At 67.5% G+C, this 23,631-nt stretch carries 20 protein-coding genes; 11 read left to right on the top strand and 9 right to left on the bottom strand.

The features are described 5' to 3' along the window. Window positions 1–67 precede the first annotated feature (67 nt). On the bottom strand, window positions 68–370 hold the full coding sequence (locus tag PGN12_04405; protein ID MEH3103129.1) for a polyhydroxyalkanoic acid system family protein: 303 nt from the start codon (window positions 368–370) through the stop codon (window positions 68–70). A gap of 84 nt (window positions 371–454) precedes the next feature. Between PGN12_04405 and lnt the strand changes: the two genes are divergently transcribed. From lnt to ruvA, 3 genes are all read left to right on the top strand, one after another. After that, complete coding sequence (gene lnt / locus PGN12_04400; GenBank protein MEH3103128.1) at window positions 455–2,074, top strand: apolipoprotein N-acyltransferase; 1,620 nt, start codon at window positions 455–457, stop codon at window positions 2,072–2,074. Window positions 2,075–2,116: 42 nt separating this feature from the next. Further along, window positions 2,117–3,334 (top strand): methionine adenosyltransferase, encoded by a 1,218-nt coding sequence (gene metK / locus PGN12_04395; protein MEH3103127.1) that lies wholly within the window; start codon window positions 2,117–2,119, stop codon window positions 3,332–3,334. A 292-nt stretch (window positions 3,335–3,626) separates the two neighbouring features. After that, on the top strand, window positions 3,627–4,223 hold the full coding sequence (gene ruvA / locus PGN12_04390) for a Holliday junction branch migration protein RuvA (GenBank protein ID MEH3103126.1): 597 nt from the start codon (window positions 3,627–3,629) through the stop codon (window positions 4,221–4,223). Between the two features lie 239 nt (window positions 4,224–4,462). On the opposite strand, the gene PGN12_04385 is transcribed toward ruvA, so the two are convergent. Next, window positions 4,463–5,857, bottom strand: a complete 1,395-nt coding sequence (locus tag PGN12_04385) for a DEAD/DEAH box helicase (protein ID MEH3103125.1) — start codon at window positions 5,855–5,857, stop codon at window positions 4,463–4,465. 251 nt (window positions 5,858–6,108) lie between these two features. On the opposite strand from PGN12_04385, the gene PGN12_04380 reads away from it, so the two are divergent. The 4 genes from PGN12_04380 to PGN12_04365 all read left to right on the top strand — a co-directional run bounded on the left by PGN12_04380 (window position 6,109) and on the right by PGN12_04365 (window position 11,506). Then, the gene (locus PGN12_04380; protein MEH3103124.1) at window positions 6,109–8,217 is read left to right on the top strand and encodes an ATP-binding protein; all 2,109 of its coding nucleotides are present in this window, start codon (window positions 6,109–6,111) and stop codon (window positions 8,215–8,217) included. 103 nt (window positions 8,218–8,320) lie between these two features. Further along, window positions 8,321–10,405 carry a catalase gene (locus PGN12_04375; protein MEH3103123.1) on the top strand — a complete coding sequence of 695 codons (2,085 nt, stop codon included), beginning with the start codon at window positions 8,321–8,323 and terminating at the stop codon, window positions 10,403–10,405. A gap of 12 nt (window positions 10,406–10,417) precedes the next feature. Beyond that, a complete protein-coding gene (locus tag PGN12_04370) occupies window positions 10,418–11,041 on the top strand; it encodes a YbhB/YbcL family Raf kinase inhibitor-like protein (protein ID MEH3103122.1) in 624 nt (207 codons plus the stop codon). A 3-nt stretch (window positions 11,042–11,044) separates the two neighbouring features. Continuing rightward, window positions 11,045–11,506, top strand: a complete 462-nt coding sequence (locus PGN12_04365) for a DUF3429 domain-containing protein (GenBank protein MEH3103121.1) — start codon at window positions 11,045–11,047, stop codon at window positions 11,504–11,506. A 19-nt stretch (window positions 11,507–11,525) separates the two neighbouring features. Here PGN12_04365 and PGN12_04360 read toward each other — a convergent pair whose 3' ends face one another. The 3 genes from PGN12_04360 to PGN12_04350 all read right to left on the bottom strand — a co-directional run bounded on the left by PGN12_04360 (window position 11,526) and on the right by PGN12_04350 (window position 13,209). Then, window positions 11,526–11,732 carry a hypothetical protein gene (locus PGN12_04360; GenBank protein MEH3103120.1) on the bottom strand — a complete coding sequence of 69 codons (207 nt, stop codon included), beginning with the start codon at window positions 11,730–11,732 and terminating at the stop codon, window positions 11,526–11,528. A 128-nt stretch (window positions 11,733–11,860) separates the two neighbouring features. Beyond that, complete coding sequence (locus PGN12_04355) at window positions 11,861–12,439, bottom strand: PEPxxWA-CTERM sorting domain-containing protein (protein ID MEH3103119.1); 579 nt, start codon at window positions 12,437–12,439, stop codon at window positions 11,861–11,863. An 89-nt stretch (window positions 12,440–12,528) separates the two neighbouring features. Then, a complete protein-coding gene (locus PGN12_04350) occupies window positions 12,529–13,209 on the bottom strand; it encodes a tRNA (guanine(46)-N(7))-methyltransferase TrmB (protein MEH3103118.1) in 681 nt (226 codons plus the stop codon). A 47-nt stretch (window positions 13,210–13,256) separates the two neighbouring features. On the opposite strand from PGN12_04350, the gene PGN12_04345 reads away from it, so the two are divergent. Next, window positions 13,257–14,021, top strand: coding sequence for a hypothetical protein (locus tag PGN12_04345; GenBank protein ID MEH3103117.1), 765 nt, complete (start codon window positions 13,257–13,259; stop codon window positions 14,019–14,021). A 55-nt stretch (window positions 14,022–14,076) separates the two neighbouring features. Next, window positions 14,077–14,706, top strand: coding sequence for a phosphatase PAP2 family protein (locus tag PGN12_04340; GenBank protein ID MEH3103116.1), 630 nt, complete (start codon window positions 14,077–14,079; stop codon window positions 14,704–14,706). Window positions 14,707–14,721: 15 nt separating this feature from the next. Here the strand turns inward: PGN12_04340 and PGN12_04335 are convergent, their stop codons facing one another. Together PGN12_04335 and PGN12_04330 are read right to left on the bottom strand one after the other, a co-directional pair. Next, window positions 14,722–17,625 carry a glycosyl hydrolase family 28-related protein gene (locus PGN12_04335; GenBank protein MEH3103115.1) on the bottom strand — a complete coding sequence of 968 codons (2,904 nt, stop codon included), beginning with the start codon at window positions 17,623–17,625 and terminating at the stop codon, window positions 14,722–14,724. 386 nt (window positions 17,626–18,011) lie between these two features. After that, window positions 18,012–18,266, bottom strand: a complete 255-nt coding sequence (locus tag PGN12_04330) for a LuxR C-terminal-related transcriptional regulator (protein MEH3103114.1) — start codon at window positions 18,264–18,266, stop codon at window positions 18,012–18,014. A gap of 203 nt (window positions 18,267–18,469) precedes the next feature. On the opposite strand from PGN12_04330, the gene PGN12_04325 reads away from it, so the two are divergent. After that, complete coding sequence (locus PGN12_04325; protein MEH3103113.1) at window positions 18,470–19,147, top strand: FCD domain-containing protein; 678 nt, start codon at window positions 18,470–18,472, stop codon at window positions 19,145–19,147. A gap of 109 nt (window positions 19,148–19,256) precedes the next feature. On the opposite strand, the gene PGN12_04320 is transcribed toward PGN12_04325, so the two are convergent. Further along, window positions 19,257–19,799, bottom strand: a complete 543-nt coding sequence (locus tag PGN12_04320) for a gluconokinase (protein MEH3103112.1) — start codon at window positions 19,797–19,799, stop codon at window positions 19,257–19,259. A gap of 118 nt (window positions 19,800–19,917) precedes the next feature. Between PGN12_04320 and PGN12_04315 the strand changes: the two genes are divergently transcribed. Continuing rightward, window positions 19,918–23,010, top strand: coding sequence for a TonB-dependent receptor (locus PGN12_04315; protein MEH3103111.1), 3,093 nt, complete (start codon window positions 19,918–19,920; stop codon window positions 23,008–23,010). Window positions 23,011–23,127: 117 nt separating this feature from the next. Here PGN12_04315 and gloA read toward each other — a convergent pair whose 3' ends face one another. After that, window positions 23,128–23,628, bottom strand: coding sequence for a lactoylglutathione lyase (gene gloA, locus PGN12_04310; GenBank protein ID MEH3103110.1), 501 nt, complete (start codon window positions 23,626–23,628; stop codon window positions 23,128–23,130). Window positions 23,629–23,631: the final 3 nt, after the last annotated feature.

The raw sequence follows: 23,631 nt of genomic DNA, 5'->3' as shown, positions 1-23,631 counted from the left end.
CCCGATCGACACACGACACAGACATGGGCCCCTGCCTTCGCAGGGGCGACGGTGGGTTTGGCAGCGGTTAGGCCAGCAGCTTCGGACCGTCCTTCTGCAGCTTGGCGCGCAATTGTTCGCCGAACATGCCGAGCAGTCCCGGCAGCTCGAACAAGGCATGGACGTTTCGCTCGGTGACATCCAGCCGCACCGCGACGCGCTGCCCCATGCCCTCGACGGTGAAGTACAGCGTGTCGCCGTCCCAGCGATGCTCGGTGACGCGCCCGCCGGGCAGATAACCGGCGAGCTTGTCGAAGCCGCCGTCGATCCGCGATCGTGCGCCGGCGACGCCGAGCTGGTGCGGCAGGTCCACTTCGATCGGGGTGCTCATGCGGTCCATCCATCACGTGTCATGCTGCACTGATACGCCTCGCAACCGTCATCGTCACGTCCTACCTCGCGCGGATGGCTTGCGATGCCGCGCGGAGCGTCGCAGGAGACGGTTTCTGTCCGCGGCGAAGGAAGCCCTCCCCTGACCTATCGTTCCTCGATCGAAGCGTTTCCCCGCCGCTATCCTGCGTTGAGCGCCTTGTTGCTGGGCGTCGCCGCGGCGTGCGGGTTCGCGCCGCTGGAATTGTGGTGGCTGGCGGTCGCCGCGTTCGCCGGCTGGATCGCGCTGGTCCATGTCGCACCGACGCGTGCACAGGCGCTGTGGCGTGGCTGGGCGTTCGGGGTCGGGCATTTCACGATCAACGACAATTGGTTCCAGCACGCCTTCACCTTCCAGGACCAGATGCCGCACTGGCTGGGCTATGCCGCGCCGCTCGCGCTGGCGCTGTATCTGGCGGTGTTTCCGGCGCTGTGCGCAGGGTTGGCGTGGCGCGGGCGAAAGGCGCGGATCGATGCGGGGTTCGTGCTGCTGTTCGGCGCGTGCTGGATCCTGACCGAGTGGATGCGGAGCTGGTTGTTCACCGGCTATGCGTGGGACCCGCTGGCGGTGATGTGGGTGCCGGTGCAGCCGGTCGCGTGGCTGGCGACGTTGGTGGGAACCTATGCGCTGTCAGGGCTCACCGTTGCGGCGGCCGGAGGGCTGTTGTTGCTGCCGGCGGGGCGCAAACAGATCGGCATCGGCGTGGTTCTGTTCGCGATCCTGACCGTGGCGGAACTGCTGAGTTACCGGTCGGGACCGACGCCCGCTGCCGCAGACGCGCCAAGGCTCGTCGTCGTGCAGCCCAACGTCCCGCAGGATCAGCGCGGCGAGAGCGATCAGGCGATGATGCTCGCCCGGCTGCTGCGGCTGTCGGGGACGCCGGGCGCGGCACCGCGGCTGGTGATGTGGCCCGAAGGCGTGATCCGCGACTTCATTGAGGATGATTATCCCTATTGGGTGTACGACAACACCAGCCCGTGGCTGACGCGGGAGCGGATGGCGTCGGTGCTGGGGCCGCGCGACATGCTGCTCACCGGCGGCACCGCGCTCCAGTTCGACGGCAAGGGCGAGGTGACGACCGCGAGCAATTCGGTGTTCACGCTCGACGGGCGAGGGCGGATCCGTGGGCGCTACGACAAGGCGCATCTGGTGCCCTATGGCGAATATCTGCCGATGCCGTGGCTGCTCAAGCCGCTCGGTCTCTCGCGACTGGTGCCGGGCGACATGGATTTCGCGCCCGGGCCGGGGCCACGGACGATGACCGTGCCGGGGTTCGGCGCGATCGGGATGCAGCTATGTTACGAGATCATCTTCTCGGGTGAGGTCGTCGACCCGGCGCAGCGCCCGAGGTTGATCTTCAATCCGTCGAACGATGCGTGGTTCGGCAATTGGGGCTCGCCGCAATTCCTCGCTCAGGCCCGGCTGCGCGCGATCGAAGAGGGGCTGCCGGTGATTCGTGACACGCCGACCGGTATTTCCGCGGTAATCGCCGCCGATGGCGCAGTGCTGGCAACCGTGGCGCGCGACGTCAGCGGCACGATCGTCGTGCCGATCCCACCCGCCCATGCGCCCACCCTCTTCTCGCAGCTCGGGAATTGGGCAGCGTTGCTGGTCGGGGCGGCCCTGACGCTCACCGCATTTGCGTTGCGGCGTCGATCGCGGTAACGACATAAAGCTATCTTTATATCGTTATCTCCCGGAGCCTCCATGCGTCAGTCGTTCATCTTCACGTCCGAGTCGGTGTCCGAAGGCCATCCCGACAAGGTCGCGGACCAGATTTCGGATTCGATCGTCGACCTGTTCCTTTCCAAGGACCCCGAAGCGCGCGTGGCGTGCGAGACGCTGACCACCACGCAGCTCGTCGTGCTGGCGGGCGAGATCCGCGGCAAGGGCGTCTACGAGAACGACCAGTGGGCGCCGGGGATCGAGGAAGAGATCGAGGCGACCGTCCGCGCGACCGTGAAGCGCATCGGCTACGAGCAGTCGGGCTTCCACTGGAACGAATTCCGCTTCCTCAACGAGCTGCACGGCCAGTCGGCGCATATCGCGATGGGCGTCGATGAGAGCGGCAACAAGGATGAAGGCGCGGGCGACCAGGGCATCATGTTCGGTTACGCGACCGACGAGACGCCGGGCCTGATGCCGGCGACGCTCTACTACAGCCACAAGATCCTCGAGCGGCTCGCCGCCGACCGCCATTCGGGGACGGCGCCGTTCCTCGAGCCCGACGCCAAGAGCCAGGTGACCTTGCAGTATGAGAATGGCGTGCCGGTCAAGGCGACCGCCTTGGTCGTCTCGACGCAGCATGCGCCGGGCTATTGCGAGAAGGGCGACAATGCCGATGCCGCCAAGTACAAGGTCCTGCACGATTACGTGATGGGCGTGTTCAAGGACGTGCTGCCGGACGGCTTCATCGACGACGCCACCAAGATCTACATCAACCCGACCGGCCAGTTCGAGATCGGTGGGCCGGACGGCGATGCCGGGGTGACCGGGCGCAAGATCATCGTCGACACCTATGGCGGCGCCGCCCCGCACGGCGGCGGCGCGTTCAGCGGCAAGGACCCGACCAAGGTCGATCGTTCGGCGGCCTATGTCGCGCGCTACCTGGCGAAGAACGTCGTCGCCGCCGGGCTCGCCAAGCGCTGCACGATCCAGCTGTCCTATGCGATCGGCATCGCCGAGCCGCTGTCGGTCTATGTCGACCTGCACGGCACCGGTACGGTCGAAGAAGCGAAGCTCGAGGCGGCGCTGCCGCAGCTGGTGCGCCTGACGCCGAAGGGCATCCGCGAGCACCTCGCGCTCAACAAGCCGATCTATTCCAAGACCGCGGCGTACGGGCATTTCGGCCGCGATGCCGAGGGTGACCTGTTCACCTGGGAAAAGACCGATCTGGTCGATGCGTTGAAGAACGCCGTCGCCTGATCTGATGCGGGGGCGGTTCAGTTGAACCGCCTCCATTTTCATCGCTGCGAGAATCGCGAAGCAGTCCAAGGCCGGATCAAGACGATCTGGATTGCTTCGCTACGCTCGCAAGGACGTCCGGGAGTGACGGTCCGCCCGTCACCCCGGACTTGTTCCGGCATCCACCGTACCGCAGGGTCACCGGCCTTTGAATGCGCGGCGCGGTGAACCCCGGAACAAGTCCGGGGTGACGACGGCTGTTCGCCACCACACCCCGTGACGCAGCCCCCGCTTTGTTCTACCGCCCTTGCCCATGATCGCGCATCTCAAGGGCATCCTGACCGCGACCGGCACCGACCATGCGGTGATCGACGTGCATGGGGTCGGCTATCTGGTCGGCGCGTCGGCGCGGACGCTGGCGGCGATCGGGCCGGTCGGCGAGGCCGCAACGCTATTTACCGAAATGCTGGTCGCCGAGGACTTCATCCGGCTGGTCGGCTTTGCGAGTGCCGCCGAACGTGACTGGTTTCGGCTGCTGACCGGGGTGCAGGGCGTCGGCGCGCGGGTGGCGCTCGCGATCCTGTCGGCGTTGGAGCCTGCCGACATCAGCCGCGCGGTGATGGCGCAGGATAAGGCAACCGTCGCGCGTGCCAATGGCGTCGGGCCCAAGCTGGCCGAGCGGATCGTGCGCGAGTTGAAGGACAAGGTCGGCGGCGTGGCGCTGGGGCCGTCCGCCGCGGCGCAGGTGGTGCCGGTCGGCGCATCGTTGGACGCGGTGTCCGCGCTGCTGAACCTTGGGTTCCGGCCGGCCGAGGCGGCGAGCGCGGTCGCGGCGGCCGAGGAGGAACTGGGCGAAGGTGCATCGCTGGATGCGCTGGTGCGGCTCGCGCTGCGCAAGGCGGCGAAGTAGCCCCTCGATCGTCATCCCCGCGGAGGCGGGGATCCAGACGCGCTGGTGCTCGCGAGAGTCGCTGACGTCGGCGGCTCTGGATTCCCGCCTGCGCGGGCATGACGGTGGCTGGATGCTGTCCGTTCGTGCCGCGCCTGTCGAAGCACGTGAGCCGAGCGGAGCGTCCGGGGCACGCACTTCGACAAGCTCAGTGCGAACGGTTCGGAGGTCATCCCGGGGCGAACCCGGGACGACGACGCTTACGCGCCAGCAGAGGCGCCGCTGCCGCCGCGACCGCGACCGCCGCGGCGACGGCGGTTGCCGCCCGGGCCGCCAGTGGCGTTGGCGTAATTGCGGCCACCCTGCGTGGCACCTCGCGCACCCTGCGCCGAGCCCGGCGTCGCGCGCGGCGCGTGGCTGGCCTTGGGACGCGCCGGGCCGCGCTGGCCACGCGGACGATCCTCGCGCGGGGCGGGGTCCGCACCGATCGTCTTGACGCGCTGCGCCTTCAACTGCTCGGCCTGCTTGAGGAAGTCCTCGGGCAGCTCGCTGACCGGGATCTTCTGCCGCGTGACCTTCTCGATGTCCTTCAGGTACGGACGCTCGTCATCCGCGCAGAAGGCGATCGCCTCACCACTGCGACCGGCGCGGGCAGTGCGGCCGATGCGGTGGACGTATTGCTCGGCGACGTTCGGCAGCTCGAAGTTGAAGACGTGGCTGACGCCCGATACATCGATGCCGCGCGCGGCGATGTCGGTGGCGACGAGGATCGGCACCTCGCCCGACTTGAACAGCGCCAGCGCACGCTCGCGTTGCGGCTGGCTCTTGTTGCCGTGGATCGCGTTGGCAGCGATACCATTGCCGGCGAGCAGCTTCACGACGCGGTCGGCGCCGTGCTTGGTGCGGGTGAACACCAATGCGCGGTCGATGGGCATGTCACGCAGCAGGATCGTCAACAGCGCCTGCTTCTCGGTCTGGTTGCAGAAAATCACCGACTGGTCGACGCGCTCGGCGGTGGTAGAGGCCGGCTTGATCGACACGGTCGCCGGATCGTTGAGGAATTGCGACGCCAGATCGCGGATCGCGGTCGGCATCGTCGCCGAAAAGAACAGCGTCTGGCGCTTGCGGGGAACCATCCGCACGATCTTCTTGAGCGCATGGATGAAGCCGAGATCGAGCATCTGGTCGGCCTCGTCGAGCACGAGGATCTCGATCATCGACAGGTTGATGTACCCCTGCTCGACGCAGTCGATCAGCCGCCCCGGCGTGGCAACGAGGATGTCGATGCCGCGCGCGACATCGTTGCGGTTCTTGTTGATGCTGGTGCCACCGAACACGGTCGCGACCGACATTTTCGAGAACTGGCCGTAGGCGCGCGCCGAGTCGGCGATCTGGCTGGCCAGCTCGCGGGTCGGGGCGAGCACGAGCATCCGGCAATGCGTGGGTAGGACCTTCTTGCCGGCCGACAGCCGCTGGATCGACGGCAGCACGAAGGCTGCGGTCTTGCCGGTGCCGGTCTGCGCAATGCCGAGCAGGTCGCGGCCTTCGAGCAGCTGCGGGATCGAGTCGCGCTGGATCGGGGTGGGTTCGGTATAGCCCTTGGCTTCGAGCGCGCGGACGAGCGGCTCGGCAAGGCCGAGAGTGGCGAAAGACATGGAATTGCAGTCCTAATACAGGCGCTACCCGCATGCCCGACAGGCACACGAGTGACGGGGAAGATTGACACCCCGCGTGACTTGGGAAGCCCGTGAAAACGACCGAGGCGGAGCCGGGACCATCTGGTCCGATCACGCTGCCAACGCCTCGATGGCCCGCCAGATGGCGAATTCGCTGACGAAAGTCAAGGTGAGACCTTTCGCGGGTTGATCGCGCAACCGTTGCGAACGTATCGCGTTCGCACCCCGCCATGACCGACCAGCCCCCCACCACCTTGCGTCATGCGCCCGATTCACCGCCGCTCGGCCGCTGGGATTGGGACATTATCGCCGATCGTGTCACCTCGGACGCCGGGTTCGCCCGCCTGTACGGGGTGGAGCCCGACATTGCCGCCACCGGCGCGCCGATCGCCGAATTCTTCCACGGGATCGCGCCACAGGACCGGCCGCGCGTGCGGAGCGCGATCGCGCGCAGCATCGCCGAGGGCGTACCGTTCGAGGAGGAATATCGCGTCGCCGGTCCCGGCGGTCGCTGGCGGTGGGTCGCGGCGCAGGGTCGCGTCGATCGCGATGCCGATGGGCGCGTCACGCATTTGCCGGGGATCAGTTTCGACATCGACGCGCGCAAGCGCGCGGAATTGCGGCTGGCGGCGCTGGTCGAATTGGGCGACCGGTTGCGCGATCCGGGTGACGCCGGCGATCTGGCGCTCGCGGCGGCGCGGGTGCTGGGCAATGCGCTCGACGTCAGCCGCGCCGGCTACGGCACCGTCGATCCGGTCGCCGAAACGATCACCACCGAGCGCGCCTTTTGCGGGGACGGCATCGCTCCCCTGCCCGCGGTGCTGCACTTCCGCGATTATGGCAGCTATATCGAGGATCTGAAGAACGGCGTGACCGTCGCGATCGCCGACGTGCGCGAGGACGACCGGACCCGCGCTACTGCGGAAGGGCTTCGCGAACTGGCGGCGATGTCGTTCATCAACATGCCGGTGACCGAACAGGGCGGGTTCGTCGCGCTGCTCTACCTCAATCACGCCGAGCCGCGCGAATGGCTCGACGACGAACTGGCGCTGGTCCGCGAAGTGGCGGAGCGAACCCGAGACGCCGTCGAGCGCCGCCGCGCCGAGCACGAGTTGGCGACGCTCAACGAACGGCTTGAGCAAGAGGTCGAGGCGCGCACCGCGGCGTTGATGGCGGCCGAGGAACAGTTGCGGCAGGCGCACAAGATGGAGGCGGTCGGGCAGCTGACCGGCGGGTTGGCGCACGACTTCAATAATCTGCTGACCGGCATTTCCGGCGCGCTGGAGATGATGCAGGTCCGCGTCGCGCAGGGACGGATCGGCGAGCTGGACCGCTATGTCGCGGCGGCGCAGGGCGCGGCACGGCGCGCGGCGGCGCTGACGCATCGGCTGCTCGCCTTCTCGCGGCGCCAGACGCTCGACCCGCGTCCGACCGACGTCAACCGGCTGGTCGCGGGGATGCAGGAGCTGGTCCATCGCACGCTCGGGCCGGCGATCACGCTGGAGGTGGTCGGCGCGGCCGGGCTGTGGAACACGTTGGTCGATCCCAACCAGTTGGAGAATGCGCTGCTCAACCTGTGCATCAACGCGCGCGACGCGATGCCCGACGGCGGCCGCGTGACGATCGAGACCGCGAACAAATGGCTCGACGAGCGCGCCGCGCGCCCGCGCGACCTGCCGCCCGGCCAGTATTTGTCGCTGTGTGTCAGCGACACCGGGACCGGCATGACCCCAGAGGTGCAGGCGCGTGCCTTCGACCCCTTCTACACCACCAAGCCGATGGGTGAGGGCACGGGGCTGGGGCTGTCGATGATCTATGGCTTCGCGCGCCAGTCGGGCGGGCAGGTACGGATCTACAGCGAGCCGGGCGACGGCACGACGGTGTGCATCTACCTGCCACGCCACCATGGCAGCGTCGACGACGAGGGTGAGGCGACGCTGCCGCTCGATCAGGCACAGCCTGTCGAGGGAATGCCGACGGTGCTGGTCGTCGACGACGAGCCGACGGTGCGGATGCTGGTGATCGAGGTGCTCGACGGGCTGGGCTATACGGTGCTGGAGGCCGGCGATGGCGCGGGCGCGCTGCGGATGCTCGACAGCGGGATCCGTCCCGACCTGCTCGTCACCGATGTCGGCCTGCCCGGGCAGATGAACGGGCGGCAAGTCGCCGATGCGGCACTGGCGCGGTTCCCGACGCTGCGCGTATTGTTCATCACCGGCTATGCCGAGAATGCCGTCATCGGCAGCGGGCAGCTCGATCCGCATGTCGCCTTGCTGACCAAGCCGTTCACGATGGAAGGCTTGGCCGCCAAGGTACGGGCACTGCTTGCCGAGGCCTGACCGCCGCGACGAAACGCGTCGTCGCACGGAACCGCAGCGCGCGCCGTCCCTTTGATCCACGACACCGGCGCGCCCTTGCGCGCGGGAAGAACGAGGATCGTCCATGACCGACATCAAGACCCGTCCGGCCGGCAACGGCGGCGAGACGCATCAGGTGACCGACGCCGATCACCCGGTGCTGACCACCAATCATGGGACGCCGGTATCGGACAATCAGAACCAGCTGAAGGTCGGTCCACGCGGCCCGGTGCTGCTGGAGGACGAAGTCTATCGCGAGAAGATGAACCATTTCGATCATGAGCGCATCCCGGAGCGGATCGTCCATGCGCGCGGTTCGGCCGCGCACGGCTATTTCGAATGCACCGATTCGCTGGCCGATATCACCCGCGCCGACCTGTTCCAGAAGAAGGGGCAGCGCACCGAGGTGTTCGCGCGTTTCTCGACCGTGGCGGGCGGCGCCGGATCGGTCGATACCCCACGCGACGTGCGCGGCTTCGCGGTGAAGTTCTATACGCGCGAGGGCAATTGGGATCTCGTCGGCAACAACATCCCGGTCTTCTTCATCCAGGACGCGATGAAGTTTCCCGACCTGATCCACGCCGCGAAGATGGAGGCCGACCGCGGCTATCCGCAGGCGGCGACCGCGCACGACACCTTCTGGGACTTCATCTCGCTGATGCCGGAGGCGACCCACATGATCATGTGGGCGATGTCGGACCGCACCCTGCCGCGCAGCTTCGCGACGATGGAAGGGTTCGGTATCCACACCTTCCGCTTCGTCAATGCCGAGGGGAAGAGCACCTTCGTCAAATTCCACTGGAAGCCCCGCGCGGGGCTCGCCTCGACGATCTGGGACGAGACGGTCAAGATCGCCGGCGCCGATCCCGACTTCCAGCGCCGCGATCTGTTCGAGCGGATCAGCCGCGGCGACTATCCCGAATGGGATCTGGGCGTGCAATTGTTCGACGAAGAGTTTGCGAACAGCCAGCCGTATGACGTGCTCGACGCGACCAAGATCATCCCCGAGGAGGTGCTGCCGGTTCGCATCGTCGGCAAGATGGTGCTCGACCGCTATCCCGACAATTTCTTTGCCGAAACCGAGCAAGTCGCCTTCTGCCCCAGCCATATGGTGCCAGGGATCGACCATTCGAACGATCCGCTGCTGCAGGGCCGGCTGTTCAGCTATCAGGACACGCAGATCAAGCGGCTGGGGTCGACCAACTGGCACCAATTGCCGATCAACCAGGCGAAGGGCCGCGCCGATGCGGCGGGCTGCCCCTTCCTGAACATGCAGCGCGACGGCCACATGCAGATGCAGGTGCCCAAGGGCCGCGCCAATTACGAGCCGAACAGCCTGCATCTCGCCGGCGAGCCCGGCGGCCCGCGCGAGGACCCGAACGGCTTCAAGAGCTTCCCCGCCGAGGAGAGCGGCCAGAAGCTGCGCATCCGCGCCGAGACGTTTGCCGACCATTACTCGCAGGCGCGGCTGTTCTGGCGCTCGATGGACAAGGCCGAACAGGCGCATATCGCCTCGGCGTTCGTGTTCGAGCTGAGCAAGGTGTCGATCCCGCACATTCGCGTCGCGCAGCTCGCCAATCTGCGCAACGTCGACGAGGAACTGGCGCAGCGCGTCGCCGATGGTCTGGCGATCGACCTGCCCGCGGCATCGCCGACCAGCGCACCGGTGCGCGACATGGCCCCCTCCCCGGCGCTGCGCATCGTGCGCGGCCCGCTGGAGAAGCATACGCTGGAGGGGCGCACGGTCGGCATCCTGTTCGCCGACGGCACCGATCGCGAGGAGTTCGAGTCGACGGTCGCGGCGGTCAAGGCGGCCGGCGGCCATCCGCTGACGATCGCGCCGAAGGTCGGTGCGGTGCCGCTGTCGGATGGCACCAGCGTCGCCGCCGATGCGCAATTGTTCGGTCAGCCCTCGGTAACGGTGGATGCCTGTGCGGTGATCCTGTCCGAAGCGGCGTGCGCCAAGCTCGTCAAGGAAGGCGCGGCGGTGCAATGGGTCATGGACGCGTTCGGCCACCTCAAGGCGATCGGGCATAACGATGCGGCGAAGCCGTTGCTCGACAAGGCCGGGGTGGAGCCCGATGCGGGCGTGACCGACCTCGAAGCGTTCGTCGATGCCGCCAAGCAACGCTATTGGGACCGCGAGCCCAACGTTCGCACGCTGGCCTGAGGGAGCGCGATCATGCTCGAACATGTCCCGCACTGGCTGGGCAGCCTGATGCACAATGTCCGTGCCGGTCATGCCAAGCTGGCGATCGTGCAGGACGGCATCGTCACCGGTGATGCACAGCTGGAACTGTCCAGCCTTGCGTTCGCCGATGGCGGGCGCCTGCCGGAGCGCTTCACCGCCGATGGCGCGGGCGTGTCACCGCCGCTGACGTGGCGCGGCGTACCGGCGGGCACCGCGGCGCTGGCCTTGCTGGTCGAGGACCCCGATGCCCCTGCGCCCAACCCGCTGGTTCACGCCGTAGTCTGGAACCTGCCGCCCGAGAACGGCTCGCTACCGGAGGGTGCGATCGCGCCGGACGGACGCGGCGCGGACGACGGCTCGGATGTCGGGCGAAACAGCTATAGTCAGGAGGGCTGGCTGCCGCCCGATCCTCCGACCGGGCACGGCAGCCATGACTATGTCTTCCAGCTGTTCGCGCTCGACAGCGCGGCGGCACTCGACATCAACCCGGGACGTAGCGACCTGCTCGCCGCGATCCGTGGACATGTGATCGCAGCGGGGATGCTGGTCGGCACCTATTCGCGCGGCGAGGAAGCGCCGGTTGGCCCGGCATCGGCTGCCCCGCAGGTCGCCTGAGCGATGACTCCGCTGCCGCAGGTGCGCACGCCACCGGCGGCGTTGGGTATCGCGGGGCTGTTGCCGCAAATCGCCTGCGTCACGCTCGCGTTGGTCGAGCCGGCGACGCGCCCCGCCGCGGCGGTCGTCGGCGGCGGCTATGCGGCACTGATCCTGTCGTTCCTGGGCGGGATGTGGTGGATGCAGGCGCTGTCGCGCAGCGATGCGCGCTGGTGGCCCTATCTGCTGGCGGTCGCCCCCAGCCTGATCGGGTGGGCGGTGCTGCTCGCGGTGTTCGGCGGAGTGGCGCCACCGGCGGCCGGGCTCATGGCGCTGGCGCTGGCCTTGCTGGCCAGTCCGCTGGGCGATCGCGAGATCGGGCCGCTGTTGCGCGCGGTGCCGGCGTGGCGGCAGTTGCGGCTGACGCTGTCGCTTGGGCTCGGCGCGCTGACGCTGGTTCTGGCCGTGCTCGGTGGGCGGGGCTGAGCCCGCCCATCCGTTAGGGTCAATGCGGGCGCGCGGCGGCTGCCTTGCGGGCATAATGATGATGGACGGCCGCACAACCGACGGCCGCGCCCAGCACGCCGTGCCCCTTGCCAACCATATGGCCGGCGACACCACCAGCGGCGGCACCGCGCAGGCATCCCTTGGCCGCTGCGGGTGAGGCCGCCATGACCGTGGCGGCGATGGCGGCGATGAGGACGGTACGCATCTCTTCTCTCCTTGATCGATGGGAGGAAGATAAGCGTTCGTCGTGCCTTGTCCCGTTACAAACAGGACCGGCGCCGGACAGGCAACGCCAAGGCGGCCCGGCTGCCGACAGCCGTGCCGCCGCGACGTTCAGGCGAACAACGGCTGCACCGTCGCCGACGCCCGCTTCCGCATCGCTGCGCCGACCAGCCCGAAGCCGAGGATCATCATCGCCCAGGTCGCCGGCTCCGGCACCGGACCGGCCGGCGGAGTGGTCGTGCGATCGAACTTCACCTGCAGCGAGCTGTCGGGCGCGAACGTCGTGTTCGACAGGTTGATGGTCAGGAAACCGCCATCGAGGCTGACGGTGCTGCCATCGACGCCCTCGACGCCGTTCACGTCGCCCAATTCCGCAAAGGTGAACGGATTGGTTTCGTTGCTGAAGGTAAGCGAGAACGGCTCGCCGAATTCACCGACGTCACCCACTTCGGGATTGTTGGCCCAGAAGAGCGTCAGCAGGCCGGCCGAGAAATCCGCCGTAAACAGCGTACCGAGATCGCTGAAGTCGATCCCGAACTCCACGCCCGAACCGACCGTCGCGCGATCGTTCGAACATTCGAGGCTGACGCCGCCGCACGTGACGATGTCGCCTGCCGCGACCGTGGCGGACGCAGGAGCGGAAACACATGCGCCGACAAACGCCAGACCAGCCAAAAGGTGCTTCTTCATGTCCGTCCCCTTTTTGGCCGGCGAAGACCGACCCTTAACGTCGTCTCACAGCAATTGGTTAACAGAAGGTTAACGACTGCCGTTAAGGATCATACGCGGATATACCTGAAATACCAGACTTCATGACCTTGCCGACGCGCCTTTCGCTCGTAGCGGGTTTCGGGCCAGTCCGCGGGACGCTCGAGGAAATCGCGCGCACTATGCGCCTGCCAGACGAAATCGCCGCGCTGGTGCATCACCATCATCGCCCAACGGCAATAGGTGGGATCGTCGGTGCCGAGCCGGAACTCCGCGCCGGGCTTCAGCTTGGCGGCGATCAGGTCGAGCGGGCCGTGGTTCATCATTCGTCGCTTGGCATGGCGCGCCTTGGGCCAGGGATCGGGGTGGAGCAGGTAGACGCGCTCGAGCGACCCGTCCGGCAGGCGTTCGATCACCTCCAGCGCATCGCCCATGTGGATGCGGACATTGTCGAGCGCGCCGTCGCGGACATGGCCGAGCGCGCCGACCACGCCGTTGAGGAACGGCTCGCAGCCGATGAAGCCGGTGCCGGGCGCTGCTGCCGCCTGCCCGGCGAGATGTTCTCCTGCGCCGAAGCCGATCTCGACCTGTAGCGGCCGATTGTCGCCGAACAGCCGCATGGCGTCGAGCGGGCCATCGGTGGGGACCGCAATGCGCGGGAGCAGTTCCTCGACCAGTGCCGCCTGCCCGGCGCGCAATGCATGGCCCTGACGCCGGCCATAGAGGCGGCGGATCGTTGTGGGATCGTTCATGCAGCCGCGCCTACCGCACGGGCGCGCGAAACGAAACGGAGGAAGCGATGCGTGCGTGGTGGAGCGGTGTGGCGGTGGTCGCGGTGGCGGCGGCAGTGCCGGCCTGGTCGCAACTGGCGAACCAGCGATCGATCTCGATGCTGAACGGCGACAACGGCTGGACGCAGGCAGTGTTCGTCTGCGATTCGACCGATCGCGACCGCGTGCTGATCCTGTCCGCACCCGATGCGCAGCGTGGCGCGACGCTGACCAGCCTGTCGAAGCCGGGGCTGGTGCGGCATCAGGTGCCGGTGCGGATCGGCGCAGGCGATCCGGGGATGGGGCAGATCTATTATCCGCTGACCAATGCCGCCGGCCGGACGGTCGGCACCATCCATGCGGTCAACCCGGGCATGGTCGAGCCGGGCGCGACGACACCGACCGTCACGTCGGTCACCTACGGTCGCGACACGACCGGGTGCCGCTTCGCGCCGCAGACGCGCGTGCTGGGGGTGACCGCGAAACGCTCGGTACAGGTGACGCGCAGCGAGCGCGACGGCTTCGTGTACCGCAGCTATAATCACGACACCGATCTCCCCGCGATCGATCAGCCATGGGGCGGGCGCGACACCCGCACGTCGTTGACGATCACCGGCGGGCGGCTGGTCGAGGAACGCGACGGGCGGCGCATCTATCAATTCGCGAACGGCGGCTATGTCTATCGCGTGCTCGCCTCGGTCGATCCGACCAGAGGTGGCGGCGGGGTGCAGGTGTGGCGCGACGGGCGCATGCTGCTCGCCGAGCCGTTCGTCACCTATACCGCCGCGTCCTGAGCGGGACCGAAAGTGCGCCCGGCTCGTTGGCAAGCCGACATAAAGCGGAGCCGACATGGGCAAGAAGAAGAAGAAGGCGCTACGCGCCGCCGCGCAACGCGAGCATGACGCGACGGCGCCGCTGCGCGCGATGGCCGCGGCGGGGGCGATGCGCGCGCTGGCGCCGATCGCCAAGGCCACCGACGAGCCGCCGCTGCTCGCGCTCGGCCTCGGCACGCTGGCGATCGGTGCGGTGCTGCGCCGCCCGGCGCTGGCGCGCAGCGGCGCGCGGATGGTGGCGAGCCATCTGCTCGCGACGGGCCTGAAGACGATGCTGAAGGCCGGAGTCGATCGCGCCCGCCCGAACGTCGCGGGCACCGACGCCGTGCCGCGAAGGGGACATGGCACCGACGATACCGATTTCAACGCTTTTCCCTCGGGGCACACCGCCGGTGCGGTAGCGGTGGCGCAGTCGGTCGCGCACGAAGCGCCCGGCATCGGCGGGGTCGCGAAGCTGGCGGCGGGAACCGCGGGGGTGGCGCAGGTCGCGCGGGGCGCGCATTATGGCAGCGACGTGGTGGCGGGCGCGGTGATCGGCTGGCTGGCCGAGCGCGTCGCCGGCTGGGCGATCGACGCTGGGGAGCGCTTCGCCGAGACGCGCCGCGAGGTGAAGGCTGAAGCGGAGGTCGAGGCGCACCCTAGCTGACGGCATTTGCTGCCATTACAGTTGCATCGCGTAGAGCGCGTGGTGTGCGAGGATGTAGAGCGTCCGCCGGTCCGCGCCGCCGAGCAGCAATTGCAGGGGGCGCTCGGGAACGTCGATGCGGCGGGTCAGCGCGCCGTCGGGGGCATAGACGAACACCTGTCCGTTCGCGACGTACAGGTTGCCCGCTTCGTCGCGCGCGACGCTTTCGCCGCCGCGTGGCGCGACGACCTTGAGGTCGGTCACTTGCCCGCCCATGCCGACCAGACCGCTGTAGGTGAGGTTCTCGGACGCATTGGTCAGCGTGACGCGGCTGCCCGGCACCGCGCCGACGAAGCCATAGGAATCAAGCGTGTCCGACCAGCGCCAACCGAGGTGATCGTCGGGTCCCTGGTTCCAGACGCGAAACGCCGGCAGCGCCAGCGATCCGTCGGGCGAGCGATATTCCTGCGCCTTCGCCTCGCCCAGCTTGGTGGTGAAGAAGGACGCGATCGGGGGATATTCGTAGGTCGCCGGATCGATCCGGTCTGCGAATTCACCGTTCGCCCAGACGTTTACCGGAAGGAGCGTCGTCACCTTGCCCGTCGCACGAACGGCGGTCGGCTCGATCGGGCGTATATCCAAGGGGTTAGCAGGGTCGAGGCTGTAGACGCTGCCGTCGCGGCCGGCGGAGGATTGCACCAGCAGGCGGCCGGAGCGATCGACGGCGAGGTTGACCGGATCGAGCGGCGCGTCAGAGACGGTCGTCAGCCCCTCAGCCGGCGTAAAGCCATGAATCCGCTGGAAGAAGCGGTCGACGAAATACAACTTTCCCCTCGCGTCCACCGCGCCGCCGGCAATCGAGTAAAAGCCGTCCGCGAGCTTGGTTACGCCGGAAGTCACTGGAATTGCTGCGACATTGCTGGCCACGGGGATGTCGAGACTGGCGAACTCGCGCTCGCGGACTTCCTGACGGCGGGTCATGTCCTTGATGCTGTTTTCAAACGGGAATTTGCTGGCCCGCAGGTACGTGCCGCAGCCCTTGGCGTCGCAGCTCGCGAAACCGCTCTCGGCGTTCACATGGACGTTGCGGAAGCGAATACCGCCGGAGTTGAACAGCTTGACCGCCGCGTCCATCGGCTTGATCGTCCGCGTGACGCGATAGCCGTGGTAATTGGCGAACAGGATATTGCTCGAGTCGTGGAACTCGGTCGAGACCGCGTTGACGCCGTCGCGTACCTCCTGTTCGGTCTGCGGTGCCAGAAATTCCCAGTTTTTAACCCGGTCCAACACGATTTCGGCACGATAATGATGCTCGGCGGAGAGCTGATAGACGTGTCCGGGCGTGCTGGTGTCGGAAACGTGGAATCCCGCCGACGCGAGCGTGTTGGGCGACCAGATCGCCGAAAAGGTCCCGCCGCCGCCGTCGGTGACCATGATGCTGGGGTACTGGCCATCGGTTCGCGCGCGCGGGTCGTTCTGGTTGATCGGGCTGCCCTTGGTCAGCACCGTGCCGCCGCCGCCCTGGATCTTGACGTCGTTGACCTCGGAAGTCGCGCCGGCCTTCCACAGCAGCGCGGTGGCGCGGCGATTGATCGCGCCGGTCCAGAGGCCGAGGCCGTGGACGATCGCATTGCCGCCCTTCGCGCTCTCGATCATCGCCTTCGCGCCACCGACGCCGGTGAAGGCGGGGGTCTCGTCGGGAAGGTAGACGTGCGTCAGGCTGGGGTGGAGCGAGATGAGGACGGTGTCGGGGCGCAGCCGGATCGTGTCGGTGACCCGGTAGCGGCCCAGCGGAAGATACACGACCCGGTGGGTATCGATCGCGCGCTGCAACGCGGCGGTATCGTCGGTGGCGTCGTCGCCCTTTACGCCGAGATCGTGCGCGTTCGCCCATTCGCGGACCGGCGGCAGCGCGCGGATCGCGTTGGCGGGGCGCTTCGGGACGCGCGACAGCGGGGTCATCGTCACGTCGGTCGCGGTCTCGCCGATCGTGCCGAGTCCGGCGAGCTTCAGCCCGTGCGAGAAATCGGCGATGCGGTAGCGCGCGCCCTTCCCCGCGATCGTCTTGCCGGAGTCGCGGAAGCGCGCGAAGGTCGGCGTGTCGATCGCCACCGCATCGTCGAAGCCGATCTGCGTGAAGACGCTATTCTCCTCCGAGATCACCACCGCGGCCTGTGAAACACGCTCGAAGCGGACTTGCTTGCCCCACAGCGAATCCGAATAGCCGCGGTCGATATCGATCCCGACGGGCGTGTCGCGGATCGCGACGTTGACCAAGGTCAGGTCGACCTCATGCTCGCGGATCGCGGCGTCACGCTGCCCGGAGAACTCGCTGTCGATCAGCGTGAACTGCCATGCGGGCGAGGTCTTTTCGGACATGATGCCGTAGCGACCGCCGAAGAAGCGCAGGTTCTCGAACTCGTTGCCGGCCTGATAGACGCCCGCCAGCCCGGAGCCGATGTGAAAATCGACGTGGCGCAGATAGCCGTGCTGCGCCACGCGGAAGCGCACCGCGACCGCGCCGGCATTGCCGTCGCCGATGCGGAAGTCGATGTTCGACAAGGCGGAATAAAAGGTGCTGGAGGTCGCGTCGAAGATCGCCGGGTCGAACGGCACGCTGGTGCGCGGCGGGACCGGCGCCTTGCCGACGCGATACTGGTCCTCGCCGGTGAACGCGACCATCGCCGCGACGCCGCTGCCGAAGCCGGCGGTGTTGTCGCCGAGCACGATCTGCGGACGCGTCTTCCCGACGCCGAACAGGCGCACCGCCGAGCGGACGAAGATCGTGCGCGCGATGCGGTAGGTGCCCGAGGGCACGAACACCACGCCGCCGTGCCCGCCCGCGGCGGCGGCGTCGATCGCCTGTTGCAGCGCCGCGCTGTCGTCGGCGCGGCCGTCACCGACCGCCTTGAGGACGATCGCGCGCGAGTCATCGGGCATGGTCTGGTAGACCGAGGCGCCGGGCTTGATGCCGGGTGCCGCGAGTGCCGGGGTGGCGAGCACCGCCGCCAGTGCCGCTCCGATCCGCCATCCTGCCCGCATCGCCCGTCTCCCATCTGTTTTCGCGCTTTTGCTAGCGATACCAGCGAGATGCTTCATGCGCGACGATGGTCGTAGGTGGGCTTCTCTGCCCCTCCCCTGGAAAGGGATCGTTGCGAAATGTCGGGACTGCGCCCGTTCCAAGCCGTACCCCGGCGGAGGCCGGGGTCCAGTTGGAAAGGCTTTTCAGCTGGTTACAATCGTCTCCCAACTGGGGCCCGGCCTCCGCCGGGGTACAAGAAGGGAATTTCGTAACGATCCCCGCTGGGGGAGGGGCTTTGCTGCCGTCAGGCGTAGCTTGTGTCGGCGGTCAGCGCCTGCGCGGCAATCGCGACCTGCGTGCGGTTGCGGACGTTGAGCTTGCGCATCAGCGCGGTCATGTGCGCCTTCACGGTCGCCTCGGCGATGCCGAGATCATAGGCGATCTGCTTGTTGAGCATTCCCGAATGGACGCCGCGCATCACCTTGAGCTGGGTCGGGGTCAATTGCGCCAGCATCGCGCCGTTGACCGGCGGCGGCATGTCCTGAGCGGTGGCTTCCATTCCGTCCTCCCGTAATGCCGCCCCCCGTCACGCTTTCGAGCGGATTCGGTTGGACAGCTTTGCGACGATATGCCCCGATATGTTAGCGCTTTTCAAGTAACTTGCGCTAGGTTTGTCGATGAAGTTGTCGGACAGGCTCGGGCACTCGCCAGCCGCCGCGGCGGCGGCTAGGTTCGAGTCGACGACACAGGGGAGGACGCGCGGTGAGCGAGGGACGACTGGCCGACCGCGCCTATGCCGCGATCGTGCGGATCATCACCGACGAGGGGCTGGCGGCGGGCGACCGGCTGCCGTCCGAGGCGCGGCTCGCCGAGACGTTCGGCATGTCGCGTACGATCGTCCGCGAGGCGCTGGCGCGGCTCGCCTCCGACGGGATCACCGAGGCGCGGCGTGGCGCGGGGAGCTACGTCAAGCGGCGACCGTCCGAGCGGCTGGGGACGCATCTGCCGCTCGACGCGCTGGCGGTGACGCTCGGCACGTACGAGGTGCGGTTCGTGCTGGAGGCCGAAGCGGCGCGGCTGGCGGCGCTGCGGCGGTCGCAGGCACAGCTCGATGCGATCGAGGCCGCGCTGGAGGCGTTGCGCGCGGCGTTGTTTTCCAATGCACCGGCGCATGACGAGGATTGGGCGCTGCACCTCGCGATCGTCGCGGCGACCGGCAATGCCGCGTTCGCGCCGGTGTTCGATCATCTGCGCGACAGCGTGATGCAGATCCTGCGCGCCGGGGTCGATATCTCGCGCTCGCGCCCGCCGCAGGTGATCGGCGCGATGATGGAGGAGCATGACGCGATCGTCGACGCGATCCGCGTCCGCGACGCCGACGGCGCGGCGCTGGCGATGCGCTGGCACCTGTCGCAGGGGCGCAAGCGGTTGATGCCGTGAGGCTCATGTCTTCGAGAAGCCCGCGCGTCTGGATCCCCGCTTTCGCGGGGATGACGAAGAGGGACTTCAGCCGGACGAACAAGGGTCGAGCCCGGGACGACGGCGAGGGTTAGGCCGGCCGCTTCTCCACCCATGCCTGCACCTCGCGACACAGCGCCTCGGGCGCGTGGCCGGCGTCGAGGCGGAGCGCGCGTTCATCGGTATCCGGTGGTTCCAGCGTCGCGAGCTGGCTGTCGAGCAGGCTGGGCGGCATGTAATGGCCGGTGCGCGCGCCCATGCGGCGGGCGATCTCGCCGCGGTCGGTGTCGAGGAACGCGAAATACAGCGGCAGCCCCGCCGCCGACGCGAGCCGCGCGCGATAGGCGTGGCGCAGTGCGGAGCACGCCGCCACCGCCACGCCCCCGCCCCGCGCCGCCTCGCCGAGCGCCGCGCCGAGCCGGTCGAGCCATGGCCAGCGATCCTCGTCGGTGAGCGGCGCGCCGGCTTCCATCTTCGCGACATTGGCCGCGGAGTGGAACGTATCCCCTTCGAGGAACGGCGCGTGCCAATGGTCGGCGAGCAGGCCGCCGAGCGTCGACTTGCCCGTGCCGCTGACCCCCATCACCACCAGCGCCAGCGGCTCGCCCGTCGTTCCGCCTGACTGTGCCACCATCGATCCTCCCACCGCGCCGCGCGAGCTATCGGCCGGACGCTTGCGCCATGACCATTACGACCTTTGTCGGCGCGCCGCGCGACTTTGGTCGTAGATGCCGGTGCACACGGCGTCTTGTATGACCTGCATCACAAAACCGCGTGCCCGCACCAGCGACGGCGCGCTGCTGCTTAGGGGATGGAGCATGGTCAAGGCACGTCGTCGTTCGGTCAGATTTGGTAACGCTACCAGCATTGCAGCGGTCGCGCTGATGCTGGCGGCGACGCCGGCCATCGCGCAGCAACAGGCCGGCGACCTGCCCGATTCGACCCGCAGCGCCGCGCCGGCGACGCCTGATGCACTGGTGACATCGACGACGCCGCCGCCGCAGAGCGAGGCGCCCGCCAGCGCCTCGGACATCGTCGTCACCGGCACGCGCATCACCGCAAGCGGCTTCAACGCCCCCACCCCGACGACGGTGATCGGCGAGGCGCAGATCCAGGCGAACGCGCAGCCGAACATCTTCAACACGATCGCGCAATTGCCGTCGCTGCAAGGCTCGACCGGCGCGGCGACCGGCACGTTCAGCACGTCGAGCGGGCAGCAGGGGCTCAGCTCCTTCTCGCTGCGCGGGCTGGGGACGATCCGCACGCTGACGTTGCTCGACGGGCAGCGCGTGGTCGGCGCGAACGTCACCGGCGTGCCCGACATCAGCCAGTTTCCGCAATTGCTGATCAAGCGCGTCGACGTCGTGACCGGCGGCGCCTCGGCGTCCTATGGCTCGGACGCGGTCGGCGGCGTCATCAACTTCATCACCGACACGCGCTTCCAGGGCGCGAAGTTCAACGCGCAGACCGGTGTTTCCACCTATGGCGACGGCGGGCAGGCGTTGGTGCAGGCGGCGCTGGGCAAGAGCTTCGCAGGCGACCGGCTGCATGTCGTGCTGAGCGGCGAATATGCCAAGGATCAGGGCGTCGGGCCGGGCAATTTCGGCGAGGATCTGGCGAGCGGGCGCGACTGGTATCGCGCCACCACCTTCGTCGACACCAACATCCGCAACAGCAACAACCCGCAATTCCTGGTCCGCGATCACGGGCAGGCGTTCAAATATACCAAATGGGGGCTCATCAATAACGGGCCGTTGCAGGGGATCGCGTTCGACGGCGACGGGCGGCCGTTCGCGTTCAACTATGGCTCAAACGGGGTGCCGGCGAAGAACGCCAATGGCGACGTGATCGGCTGCTACGTCGGCTTCTGCGTCGGCGGCGACCAATCGGGGCATGTCGGCTCGGGCACGTCGCTCCAGTCGGCGCTGGAGCGGATCAACGGCTATACGCGGATCGGCTATGACGTCGCGCCCGACACCGAATTGTATCTGACCGCGAACATCGCGCAGGTGAAGACCAGCAACCAGCCAAATCCGGGTGCCGCCAAGGACAATGTCACCGTCCAATGCGCCAATCCGTACCTGCCCGCCTCGATCCAGGCGCAATGCGCGACGGCGGGGATCACCCAGTTCCGCTATGGCCTGAGCAACGCGATTCTGCCGAACATCAAGGTCAACACTGACCGCCGCCAGTACCGCTTCGTCGGCGGGCTGAAGGGCAAGGCGGAGATCTTCGGCGACAGCTGGACCTACGACCTCTATTACGAGCACGGCATCAACGTCACCGACATCAACGTCGACAATATCAGCCTCAACGGCCGCTATACGCAGGCGGTGAATGCGGTGCGCTTGAACGGCGAGATCGTCTGCGCCGACGCCGCGGCGCGCGCCAGCGGGTGCCAGCCGATCAACATCTTCGGCAACAACAAGCCTTCCGCCGCGGCGCTGGCGTATATCGTCCCCGAGAACGGGCCGTTCCAGCACACACGCCAGACGCAGGACGCGGCGGCGGCGAGCATCTCCGGCACGCCGATCGACCTGTGGGCGGGGCCGCTGGCGATCGCGGCGGGGATCGAGTGGCGGCAGGAGGAGTATCGCGTGCGCGCCGACGCTTACGGCGCGGGCGTGTCGGACCTGAGCCCGAACAATGCCGACTATCCGGCCGATCCGTCGCTGCTGGCCACCGGCAACAACTGGTATGCGGGCAATTACAAGAACGGTTCGGGCAAGTATAACGTGGTCGAGAGCTTCCTCGAGCTCAACCTGCCGCTGATCGACTCTCCGGTGGTCGGGCGCGCCAATCTGAACGGCGCGGGGCGCGCGACGCGCTATTCGACCTCGGGTGTGGTCTATGCGTGGAAGGTCGGCGGCACGTGGGACACGCCGCTCAGCGGGTTCCGCCTGCGCGCGGTCACCTCGCGCGACGTGCGCGCGCCCAATTTGTCGGAGCTGTTCGCCGCGCCGACGACCACCACCGTCCCGAACTTCACCGATCCGTTCAACAACACGCAGGTGCTGATCATCCAGAACACGATCGGCAACACCGCGCTGCGCCCTGAGATCGCGCGCAGCACCGAGCTGGGCGCGGTGCTGGCGCAGCCGTCGTGGTTGCCGGGGCTGAGCCTGTCGTTCGATTATTACGACATCAGGATCGACGACGTCGTCTCGTCGCTGTCGGCGCAGCAGATCGTCAACCTGTGCCGCGAGGGCAACGCCGACACCTGCAGCGCGTTCAACCTGCAGAACACCGCCGGACCGAATTTCGTCAACGTGCAGGCGTTCAACCTCGCCTCGATCAAGACGCGCGGCTTCGACATCGAGGCCAGCTATCAATGGCGCCAGCCGCTCGGCCTGCCGGGCAGCCTGACGCTGCGCGGGCTGGGCACGCATGTCATCGAGTTCATCACCGACTCCGGGCTCAATTCGAACGGCAGGCCGGTCGCGCCGGTCGATTCGGCGGGCGCCAATTCGGGGGCGACGCCGAGCTGGAAGTGGCTGGCGATCCAGACCTATCAGAACGACAATTTCAGCCTGTTGCTGCAGGAGCGCTGGTTCAGCGACGGCGTGTACGGCAATCAGTACATCGTCTGCTCGCCCGGCAATTGCCCGCAATCGACCAACGACAATCCGACGATCGACTTCAACCGGATGAAGGGCGCGTTCTACTTCGACATCGGCGCGACGGTGAACGTCACGCCGCAGGTCAGCATGTTCGTCAAGGTCGACAACGTCTTCAACCGCGATCCCGAGCCGTCGCCGCAGACCAACACCGGGCTGGACGTCAATCCGGCGCTGTACGACACACTGGGGCGGTTCTTCCGCGTGGGCGTGCGCGGGCGGTTCTGATAACCAGAGCGGCTTGATCCCCCTTACGGCCGTTCGTCCTGAGCCTGTCGAAGGGCGTGCCCAACAACACGTGCTTCGACAGGATCAGCACGAACGGTGAAGGGGGCCGAGGCTATCTCAGAGGAAGGCGGTCATCCCCGCCGGCGACAGGATTTCGATCCAATAGCCGTCGGGATCGGTGATGAAGGCGATGTCCTTCATCGTGCCGTCCTGCGGGCGCTTTTTGAACGGCACGCCCAGTTCCTCGAACCGTGCGCAGGCCGCCGCCACGTCGGGCACCGAGATGCCGATATGGCCGAAGCCGCGCGGGTCGGTGTTGCCGCTGTGATAGCCGCTGAACGCCGGGTCGCTCTCGGTGCCCCAATTGTGGGTCAGCTCCAACGTCGTCTCACGCGTGAAGATGAAGCGCGCGCGCTCGGCCGGGTCGGCGGGCACCGTCTCGCCCTCGGCCAGATAGGCGAGGAAATAGAGCGAGAAGCGCATGTCGGGAAAGTCGAGCTGCTGGAGCAGCGTCATGCCCAGCACGTCGCGGTAGAAGGCCAGCGACGGCTCGGGATCGCGGATGCGGAGCATCGTCTGGTTGAGCGCGAAGCCTTCGGTGCCGGGCGTGCGGGGCATGGT

Source organism: Sphingomonas phyllosphaerae, from assembly GCA_036946405.1.
Taxonomy (GTDB): Bacteria; Pseudomonadota; Alphaproteobacteria; order Sphingomonadales; family Sphingomonadaceae; genus Sphingomonas; species Sphingomonas phyllosphaerae_D.
Note: the sequence above shows the minus strand (reverse complement) of the source record. Positions and strands in the feature narration are given on the sequence as shown.